This is a genomic window from Streptococcus sp. k-628 (assembly GCF_013277475.1).
In the GTDB taxonomy this organism is placed as follows: Bacteria; Bacillota; Bacilli; order Lactobacillales; family Streptococcaceae; genus Streptococcus.
The window spans coordinates 1-9,831 of record NZ_VMMZ01000086.1 but is presented as its reverse complement, the minus strand read 5'-3'; the positions used below and the strand labels follow the sequence as shown (position 1 = coordinate 9,831).

At 43.0% G+C, this 9,831-nt stretch carries 12 protein-coding genes; 3 read left to right on the top strand and 9 right to left on the bottom strand.

All coding sequences use genetic code 11. The annotated features are described in order from the left end of the window. Positions 1-310 precede the first annotated feature (310 nt). Positions 311-565: a DUF3165 family protein gene (locus tag HT730_RS09350; protein WP_173307425.1), complete on the bottom strand. Its 255-nt coding sequence runs from the start codon at positions 563-565 to the stop codon at positions 311-313. 19 nt (positions 566-584) lie between these two features. Then, complete coding sequence (gene typA / locus HT730_RS09345; RefSeq protein ID WP_000164111.1) at positions 585-2,426, bottom strand: translational GTPase TypA; 1,842 nt, start codon at positions 2,424-2,426, stop codon at positions 585-587. A gap of 161 nt (positions 2,427-2,587) precedes the next feature. On the opposite strand from typA, the gene HT730_RS09340 reads away from it, so the two are divergent. Beyond that, complete coding sequence (locus HT730_RS09340; protein WP_173307424.1) at positions 2,588-3,313, top strand: 16S rRNA pseudouridine(516) synthase; 726 nt, start codon at positions 2,588-2,590, stop codon at positions 3,311-3,313. A 33-nt stretch (positions 3,314-3,346) separates the two neighbouring features. Here HT730_RS09340 and HT730_RS09335 read toward each other — a convergent pair whose 3' ends face one another. After that, positions 3,347-3,730 (bottom strand): rhodanese-like domain-containing protein, encoded by a 384-nt coding sequence (locus HT730_RS09335; protein WP_173307423.1) that lies wholly within the window; start codon positions 3,728-3,730, stop codon positions 3,347-3,349. After that, entirely contained in the window at positions 3,730-3,999 is a 270-nt protein-coding gene (locus tag HT730_RS09330; protein ID WP_112443446.1) for a YqgQ family protein, read from the bottom strand. Before HT730_RS09330 ends, HT730_RS09335 begins: the two co-directional genes overlap by 1 nt. A 63-nt stretch (positions 4,000-4,062) precedes the next feature. On the opposite strand from HT730_RS09330, the gene HT730_RS09325 reads away from it, so the two are divergent. Then, entirely contained in the window at positions 4,063-4,971 is a 909-nt protein-coding gene (locus HT730_RS09325; RefSeq protein WP_025170721.1) for a LysR family transcriptional regulator, read from the top strand. Positions 4,972-5,024: 53 nt separating this feature from the next. Here HT730_RS09325 and HT730_RS09320 read toward each other — a convergent pair whose 3' ends face one another. Genes HT730_RS09320 through miaA form a run of 5 tightly spaced genes read right to left on the bottom strand, consistent with a single transcriptional unit; the run spans position 5,025 to position 9,476 of the window. Continuing rightward, positions 5,025-5,780: an SDR family oxidoreductase gene (locus HT730_RS09320; RefSeq protein ID WP_173307422.1), complete on the bottom strand. Its 756-nt coding sequence runs from the start codon at positions 5,778-5,780 to the stop codon at positions 5,025-5,027. A gap of 20 nt (positions 5,781-5,800) precedes the next feature. Continuing rightward, positions 5,801-6,730, bottom strand: coding sequence for a ribonuclease Z (gene rnz / locus HT730_RS09315; RefSeq protein WP_173307421.1), 930 nt, complete (start codon positions 6,728-6,730; stop codon positions 5,801-5,803). A 14-nt stretch (positions 6,731-6,744) separates the two neighbouring features. After that, positions 6,745-7,368 carry a cystathionine beta-lyase gene (locus tag HT730_RS09310; RefSeq protein ID WP_173307420.1) on the bottom strand — a complete coding sequence of 208 codons (624 nt, stop codon included), beginning with the start codon at positions 7,366-7,368 and terminating at the stop codon, positions 6,745-6,747. Beyond that, complete coding sequence (hflX, locus tag HT730_RS09305; protein WP_173307419.1) at positions 7,361-8,599, bottom strand: GTPase HflX; 1,239 nt, start codon at positions 8,597-8,599, stop codon at positions 7,361-7,363. The genes HT730_RS09310 and hflX overlap by 8 nt, the downstream gene beginning before the upstream one ends. Beyond that, the gene (gene miaA / locus HT730_RS09300; protein ID WP_173307418.1) at positions 8,592-9,476 is read right to left on the bottom strand and encodes a tRNA (adenosine(37)-N6)-dimethylallyltransferase MiaA; all 885 of its coding nucleotides are present in this window, start codon (positions 9,474-9,476) and stop codon (positions 8,592-8,594) included. Before miaA ends, hflX begins: the two co-directional genes overlap by 8 nt. Before the next feature lie 120 nt (positions 9,477-9,596). On the opposite strand from miaA, the gene HT730_RS09295 reads away from it, so the two are divergent. Then, positions 9,597-9,767: a DUF3042 family protein gene (locus HT730_RS09295; protein ID WP_001051780.1), complete on the top strand. Its 171-nt coding sequence runs from the start codon at positions 9,597-9,599 to the stop codon at positions 9,765-9,767. The last annotated feature ends 64 nt before the right edge of the window (positions 9,768-9,831 follow it).

The following is a 9,831-nucleotide window of genomic DNA, read 5'->3' as shown; positions in this document are numbered from 1 at the left end:
AGCAACCTGCGGCTAGTTTCCTAGTTTGCTCTTTGATTTTCATTGAGTATGAATTTAATCTTTTCTTATTTTGAAAACGATTTCTTATAACTTAAGTATATCACTTTCTATATAATTTATCAACATATTTTACTAAAATATTATTAGTAATAGAATTTTACAGTTCCCCAAAAAATAGATGTCATTAACGAATTTTATTCCAGTTTTTCCCATTCATATTATCCAAGCAAAAGAGATGATGTTATAGTAAAAAAACAATTCAAACTATTGTAAAATTCCTACCAAAAAAAGAGAGCCGAAACTCTCTTTTTTATCTTCTTTTACTTTTTTTGACTGGCATGAGTGTGATGTCTCTCACACTAAAGTAAGCTAGGATTAACATTGCTATTGCTAGGAATATTTCTGTTGGTAATTGAAAAATTTTCAGAAAAGATAGAGCCAACAAAACCAAGAGTGCCACTAAAATACCTACCATAGCGACGATATTGACTGTCCCTTTAATGCTTTCTGGTGTCGCAAATACATAAAGTAGGAGCAGTAAAATCCCTAGGACTAAATAGACCATCTTTCTCTCTTTCTAGCTCTTATTCAGCTGATTTTTTCTTCTTGTTAGCTTTCTCACGCTCTGCCTTGTTAAGGATTTGTTTACGCAAACGGATAGACTCAGGCGTTACTTCCATGTACTCATCGTCGTTCAAGAACTCAAGAGACTCTTCAAGTGTCAAGATACGAGGTGTCTTGATAACAGCTGTTTGGTCCTTAGTAGCTGAACGAACGTTGGTCATTTGTTTCGCCTTAGTGATGTTAACTGTCAAGTCATTTTCACGAGAGTTTTCACCGATAATCATTCCTTCGTAAACCTCAGTACCTGGGTTGACAAAGATCGTACCGCGTTCTTCGATAGACATGATGGAGTAAGTTGTAGCCTTACCAGCATCGATAGAAACAAGGGCACCACGGTGACGACCACCAATTTCACCTGGAATCAATGGCAAGTATTGGTCGAAGGTATGGTTCATGATACCGTAACCACGAGTCATTGACAAGAACTCAGTTGAGTATCCAATCAAACCACGCGCTGGAACAAGGAAGACCAAACGAGTTTGACCATTACCAGTTGAAATCATATCCAACATTTCACCCTTACGTTCAGAAAGGCTTTGGATAACAGAACCTTGGTATTCTTCTGGAGTGTCGATTTGAACACGTTCAAATGGCTCACATTTAACACCGTCGATTTCTTTTACGATAACCTCTGGACGAGATACTTGAAGTTCATATCCCTCACGACGCATTGTTTCAATAAGGATTGACAAGTGCAATTCTCCACGACCTGAAACTGTCCATTTATCTGGTGAATCAGTTGGGTCAACACGGAGGGAAACGTCCGTTTGCAATTCGGCCTGCAAGCGTTCTTCTACCTTACGAGAGGTTACCCATTTACCTTCTTTACCAGCAAATGGTGAGTTGTTAACCAAGAAAGTCATTTGAAGAGTTGGCTCATCGATGTGTAGGATTGGAAGCGCTTCAACTGCGTCTGTCGGAGTAATGGTTTCACCGACAAAGATGTCTTCCATACCTGAAACGGCAATCAAGTCACCTGCTTTAGCTTCTTGGATTTCACGACGTTCCAAACCAAAGAAACCGAAGAGTTTTGTAACACGGAAGTTTTTAGTTGTACCATCTAGTTTAGAAAGGGTAACTTGGTCCCCAACCTTAACAGTACCACGGAAGACACGACCGATACCGATACGTCCAACGAAGTCATTGTAGTCCAAAAGTGACACTTGGAACTGCAAAGGCTCATCTGAGTTATCTACTGGAGCTGGGATGTGGTCGATAATCGTGTCAAAGATTGGTGCCATAGTAGCTTCTTGGTCAGCTGGATCATCTGACAATGAAGAAGTTCCGTTGATCGCAGAAGCATACACCACTGGGAAGTCAAGCTGGTCATCATCTGCACCAAGCTCGATGAAAAGTTCCAATACTTCGTCCACTACTTCTGCTGGACGAGCTGATGGTTTGTCGATTTTGTTAACAACCACGATTGGGACAAGGTCTTGTTCCAAGGCTTTTTTCAATACAAAACGAGTTTGTGGCATGGTTCCTTCGTAGGCATCTACGACCAAGACAACACCGTCAACCATTTTCATGATACGCTCAACTTCTCCACCGAAGTCCGCGTGTCCTGGTGTGTCCATGATGTTGATACGAGTTCCGTTGTAGGCAACAGCTGTATTTTTAGCAAGGATGGTAATTCCACGCTCTTTTTCGATATCGTTTGAGTCCATAGCACGCTCAGCCAATTCAGTACGTGCATCAAGCGTTTCTGACTGTTTCAATAATTCGTCAACGAGGGTTGTTTTACCGTGGTCAACGTGGGCGATAATCGCAATGTTACGGATATCTTCTCTTAATTTTGTCATGATTTCCTCTATAATATTCAAAATTTATTTTCTAACTGAACGATTATACCATAATTTCAGGTAAATAACATAACTCAAGCAAGTGTAAATGTTTTCACTCTGCTTTTCTTTTCACGTCAAGCCTTTTCAAAGCAAGCGACTTATGATAAGATAGGCACAGTATGCGTTTAGATAATTTATTAGCCCAAGAAAAAGTTAGCCGAAAGGCCATGAAGCAAGCCTTACTCAAAGAGGAAATTCTAGTTGATGGTTGCCCAGCCCGCTCCCTAGCCCAGAATATCGATACAGGGCTACAGGAACTCCTTTTTCAGGACCGAATCATTCAAGGTTATGAGCATACCTATCTTATGCTTCATAAGCCTGCTGGTGTCGTTACAGCCAATAAAGACAGGGAACTTCCAACTGTCATGGACCTGCTGTCACCTGACATCCAGTCTGATAAGCTCTATGCCGTCGGCCGACTGGACCGAGATACGACCGGCCTCCTCCTCTTGACCGATAACGGTCCCTTGGGCTTTCAGCTCCTCCATCCCCAATATCATGTCGATAAGACTTATCGAGTTGAGGTTAATGGACTTCTGACACCTGACCATATCCAAGCCTTTCAAAAAGGAATTGTCTTTTTAGATGGTACTGTCTGTAAACCTGCAAGACTAGAGATTCTATCTGCAAGTCCTTCCCTCAGTCGAGCCTCCATCACCATTTCAGAAGGAAAATTTCATCAAGTCAAGAAAATGTTTCTCTCGGTTGGTGTCAAGGTGACCTCCCTCAAACGCACCCATTTTGGACCTTGGAGCTTGGATGACAATCTTCAAGAAGGGGACTATCGACCCCTAAACTCCCAAGAATTGGCAAGCATTCGTGACTTTCTCAGAAAAAGTGGTTAAAAAATGAGCTCGGAAACATCCAAGCTCGTTTTCTTATTTCTCAACTTTGACTTTCCCTTTCCAAGAATCCAAACCATAAGAAAGGATATAAATCTCAGTAAAACCTTGTTTTTTCAAGTAAAGGGCCGCATTTGTGACACGTTGCGCACGTTGGTTTTCGTAAAGAAGGACAGGTTTATCCTTACGAAGGGCAGCAAGACTAGTCTTCAACTGACTTGAAGGAATATTGCGGGCCCCAAGGATATGTTTTCTGTGGAATTCAGCTGGGTCGCGCAAATCAATCAATTGACCCGTACGAATCAAGGCTTCAAATTCCTCATTGTCTACAATTTTAGCCGCACGGCGAATACGAAAATAGTTAAAGCCCATCCACGCCAACATTGCTAGTATAAGTGCCCACAAAATCCAAGTAACCATTAGTTCTTTTCTCCATTTTTCTCAATATAATCCAATTCTACCTTGTGCTCTCTGCGAAGAACCGCTTCTGCTTCTAGATAGTCTAATTTGTCCATCAACCCTGCATCGTAAATCCGAGAGAGTTCCAACTTCATCAGTTCAATATCATATAAGCGTTTTCCCATATAAACAATAATACCAAATCGTTTGAGGAATTGCTGCACATCATAGAATGTTTTCATAAGACTCATTCTAGCAAATTTTTGTCTTTTTTTCAAGAAGAGACTCACACAATGCTCCTGATTTTCCTATCTTCTTTGGCGATTCTGACGCAAGTGTGGTACAATAAAAACATGAGAATTCAACAATTACATTATATTATCAAAATCGTCGAAACTGGCTCCATGAATGAGGCGGCCAAGCAACTCTTTATCACCCAACCGAGTCTTTCCAATGCTGTGAGAGATTTGGAAAATGAAATGGGCATTGAAATCTTTATCCGCAATCCCAAGGGGATCACCTTGACCCGTGATGGGATGGAGTTTCTCTCTTATGCCCGTCAGGTTGTCGAGCAGACCCAGCTTCTGGAGGAACGCTATAAAAATCCTGTCGCCCACCGCGAACTCTTTAGCGTTTCGTCTCAACACTATGCCTTTGTGGTCAATGCCTTTGTCTCTCTACTCAAGAAAAGCGATATGGAAAAATACGAGCTCTTCCTTCGTGAAACTCGTACTTGGGAAATTATCGACGACGTCAAGAACTTCCGTAGTGAGGTCGGTGTCCTATTTTTGAACAGCTACAACCGTGATGTTTTAACGAAAATGCTGGATGACAATCACCTGCTGGCTCACCATCTCTTCACAGCGCAACCGCATATCTTTGTCAGCAAGACCAATCCTCTGGCAAAGAAAGACAAGGTCAAACTATCTGATTTGGAAAACTTCCCTTATCTGAGCTATGACCAAGGGACGCACAATTCCTTCTACTTCTCAGAAGAAATTCTTTCCCAAGAGCACCACAAGAAATCCATCGTGGTTAGTGACCGTGCTACCCTCTTTAATCTCCTGATTGGTTTGGATGGTTATACCATTGCGACGGGGATTTTGAACAGCAATCTCAACGGAGACAACATCGTTTCTATCCCACTGGACATTAACGACCCAATTGAGCTGGTCTATATCCAGCATGAAAAAACCAGCCTCTCTAAGATGGGCGAACGCTTTATCGACTATCTACTAGAAGAAGTCCAGTTTGATAGTTGAGAAATAATAAGAACCAATATGTAGGCTAGCAACAACCTGCATATTGGTTCTTTTTATTTATAATTAAAAGTCTCCCCTGCCAACTTATCAGCTAGCTTGGGAAAGAGAGTATAAAACTTATGGGCTAGGTTCAACAACATCGGGAGATTGAGTTCTCGTTTGTTTTTTCCTATAATCTTGACAATCTTTTTAGCCACTGCATCTGGCTCTAGCAGGAAACGGTCAACAGATTTGAGATAGGTGCCATCTGGGTCGGCTTGGTCAAAAAATCCTGTACGGATTGGTCCTGGATTGACTGTTGTCACATAGACTCCATAGGGCATAAGTTCGAGACGTAAGGCATTTGAAAAGCCAATGGCCGCAAACTTGGTCGCTGAGTAGAGACTGGACTTGCCAGTAGCGATTAAACCTGCCATGCTGACGATATTGATGATATGGCCTTTTCGACTCTCTTTCATACGGGCCGCAAGGCGACGAGACAGATTCATCAGAGCAAAGGTATTGACCTCGAACATCTGGTGAATATCTTGGTCGGAAATCTGGTCAAATTCCTCAAAAATCCCGTAACCAGCGTTGTTTATTAAAACATCAATCTTGCCATAGTGGAGATAGAGCTCTGCTACCAGAGTTTCTAAGGCTGAGTCATCGGTAATATCGATTTCAATCAATTCTGCATGGGGATGAGTGCCGTAGAGTTGGGCTAATTTTTCCTTATTTCGACCAAGCAAGATGAGTTGGTCATTTGGCAGAAGTTTAACTATTTCTTGGGCTAAACCACCACTAGCTCCTGTAATGAGAATAGTAGGCATACTGTTCCTTTCTGTGACTGCTAGATTTCCACTTCTTCCAAGTCTTTGACCACATGGACATTTTCAAAAACAGTTGCCGCATCTTTCTTGAGCTTGCTGATATCTTTTGATAGAAAGCGAGCACTGATATGGTTGAGCAAGAGTCGTTTGGCTCCTGCTTCTACCGCTACTTGTGCAGCTTGCATGTTGGTTGAGTGGCCATGATTACGAGCAATTTTTTCGTCACCCTTGCCATAAGTCGATTCATGGACAAGGACATCGGCATTGACAGCCAGACGCACACTGGCATCCGTTTTTCGAGTGTCTCCTAAAATAGTGATAATTTTACCTGGACGTGGGGCTGAGATATAGTCTGCCGCCTTGATTTCAGTTCCATCTTCTAAAACAACGTCCTGGCCGTTCTTGATTTTCCCAAAAAGTGGGCCAAATGGGACACCTGCCGCCCTGAGTCTTTCAGCATCCAGCGTTCCTTCCAAGTCCTTTTGGATAACACGATAGCCAACACAGAAAATAGTATGATCCAGCTCCTCTGCATACACCGTGAATTTATCGGTCTCAAGGATTTTACCTAGAGAATCTTGGTCAAACTCATGAAAATGAATACGGTAAGGCAGACGCGAACCTGACACACGAAGACTGGTTAAGACAAAGGACTTAATCCCTTGCGGTCCATAGATTTCCAAATCTGTCTGCTCTTCATTGGCCTGAAAGGCACGGCTAGAAAGGAAACCTGGCAAGCCAAAGATGTGGTCTCCATGTAGGTGGGTAATAAAGATTTTGCTGACCTTACGTGGTCGAATTGTCGTTTCCAGAATGCGATTTTGCGTACCTTCTCCACAGTCAAAGAGCCAGACTTCGTTAATCTCGTCCAAGAGTTTCAGAGCGAGACTTGAAACATTGCGGGCTTTAGAGGGCTGACCTGCCCCCGTTCCTAAAAATTGAATATCCATTCGATACTTTCTAATTAATCAATATATAACATGGCTGTGCGGTTTTCCGATCGGAAATAGCGCTTGCCAGAAAAAGCAGTAGCTTCTTGTAATAGCTCCTCTTGGCTGTATCCTTTAAGACGCTTGCGACCATCAGCCAAACTTTCCAAATCAGTCAAAGTTGTGAGACTCTCTACGCTAACAACTTCCTCATCTCCGACAGCCTTCATGTAAATCTTTCCAGACTCCTCAAAGACTAGCTGATGGGGGAAAATTTGCGCAATCTCAAAGAGCAAGTCATCTGAAATCTTCTCCTCATTTTCAGAGAAAATCCGACCCAGACCCTCACTCTCATAACAAAAACCAAAGGATTTACCAGACAGATTAAGCCGAATAAAAGGCTTGCTTTCTTCAGTGAAACTTGGTTCAGCATTGTAGAGATTCAGTTCCTGACTGAGTTCCGCAAAATAATCCGTCGCTGCTTCAGGACTCTTTTTCTGGTAGAGTTCTGCAAAGTAAGCATTGACCACGCTGGGCGGAGGAGTGATCAGTGCCAACTGCTCCTGCTCTGTTCTACCAGCTAGAAGTTGATCCAGATAGACCTTATCCAGACTTGTATAGCCCCCATATTTTAGAGCCAAGGTTTTAATATCAGTCATAAAATTCCTCTAACCTCCATTTGTTTTTCTCAGAAATGTAGCCTCTAATCACTTCGCCGTCCTCCTGATAATCGCGTTCTTCCAGAATCGCAACACTTTCTAAATCATGAATCTTGTAGGACTTTGAAAAAGGCACTCGCAGGGTAAAAGATTCAAAAATATCCTTGATTTTCTCTAAAAATAGTGCCTGCAAGTTCTCACGACTATCCTCAGCCTTGGCAGAAATGAGGGCATAAGGCGTTTGGGTAGGCGTGAAATCCTCCACCAAATCCGCTTTATTATAAAGGGTCAGGCGAGGAATATCTTCCATATCCAAATCTTTCATGATGGACAAGACTGTTTTTTCATGCTCTTCGTGGTAAGGATTGCTGGCATCGATAACATGAACCAGAAGGTCTACATGCTTGCTTTCTTCCAAGGTTGACTTAAAACTGGACACCAGCTCTGTCGGCAAATCTTGGATAAAGCCCACGGTATCTGTCAAAGTTACTTGAAGATTGCCCCCCAGATGGATACTCTTAGTCGTCGCATCCAGAGTCGCAAAGAGCTCATCAGCCTCATACTGGGTCTTACTGGTCAAGCTGTTCATTATAGTTGACTTCCCAGCATTGGTGTAACCAATCAAACCAATCTTAAAAGTGATCGACTCCAGACGTTTTTCTCTGACAGTCGCCCGATTTTTCTCAACAACCTTGAGTTGGCGCTCGATATCCGTGATTTGATTGCGAACGCTACGACGGTTCAGCTCCAGCTGGCTTTCACCAGGACCACGGGAACCAATTCCCCCTGCCTGACGGCTGAGCATAATCCCCTGACCAACCAAGCGAGGCAAGAGATATTTTAGCTGGGCTAGGTGGACTTGGAGCTTCCCTTCATGGCTTCGAGCTCGCATGGCAAAGATATCCAAAATCAACTGCATACGGTCAATGACCTTAACACCGAGAACTTCTTCTAAATTGACATTTTGCCTTGGCGTCAGACGGTTGTTGACGATGACAGTGGTGATTTCTTCTGCATCCACCATGAGCGCAATTTCTTCCAACTTACCAGAGCCTACGAAAGTCTTTGAGTCATACTTTTCACGTTTTTGTCTGTAGCTATCTACAACGACTGCCCCAGCTGTCTTGGCTAGACTGGCTAATTCTTCCATGGAGAGGTCAAAATTGTCCATACCCTGCAATTCCACACCAATCAGCAGGACTCGCTCCTCTTTTTTCTCCGTTTCAATCATCTAAAAACTCCTCTATCTGGCTTAAAATGCGGTCTTGCACACCAGATTCTCCAATCTGATAAAAGTTTACCTGCATGCGGTTACGGAACCAGGTCAACTGACGCTTGGCAAAACGACGGGTAGCCTGTTTGAGACTCTCACTAGCTTCCTCCAAAGTCTGCTCCCCACGAAAATACGGAAAGAGTTCCTTGTAGCCAATGCCCTTGGCTGCCTGCACATCTGGATAATGGTCAAAGAGCCACTTAGCCTCATCCAAAAGCCCAGCCTCAAACATCAAATCCACTCGATGATTGATTCGTTCATATAATTGACTGCGCTCATCGTCCAAGCAGATAATCAGCGGTTCATATAGACTCTCTTGATTTTCCAAATCCTGACCAAAATGGGCAATTTCCAAGGCACGCATAGCACGACGACGATTAAACTGGGGAATTTCAAGGCCTGCTTGCTCTACCAAATGGGCTAATCCCTCATCCGTATAAGGCTCCAAGCTAGCCCGATAGGCCAAAATCTCCTCATGGGGAGTCTCCCCACCCAGGTGGTAACCTTCTAACAAGCTCTGGATATAAAGTCCAGTCCCACCGGCGATAATGGCTAGCTTGCCACGACTGTGAATATCCTCAATAGCCATCTTAGCTTCTGAAACAAAATCAAAAGCCGAGTAAGACTCGGTTACCTCTCTAACATCGATTAAATGATGGGGAACAGCTGCTTGCTCTTCTGGACTAGCCTTAGCCGTCCCAATATCAAGTCCTCGATAGACTTGTTGGCTATCTCCACTAACCACTTCGCCATTAAAACGCTTGGCCACTTCAATGGCAAGGGCTGTTTTTCCAACTGCAGTCGGTCCAACAATCACAATTATTTTTGTTTTCATCTTTTTTCCTTGAAAAATTCCCATTTTTTCGTTACTATTATTATAACACAAAAAGGTCAGTCAGAAAAATGTGACCTCTTGAGGAGGCTGGCTGATTGAGAATATAAAGGAGGAAGACTCATGGCTAAAGGATTCGCTAAAGGTCTTGTAACAGGTGTCGCAGGAACTGTCGCTGCCGTTGCAGGTGCAGTATACGCATTTAAAAAGAAAGTGATTGAACCAGAGGAACAAAAAGCAGCTTTCATCGAAGAAAACCGTAAAAAAGCAGCTCGTCGTCGCGTATCACGTTAAGAAATAAAAGAAGTTGGGATTATTCTCAACTTCTTTTTTCTATTCTTTTATACTCAATGAAAAT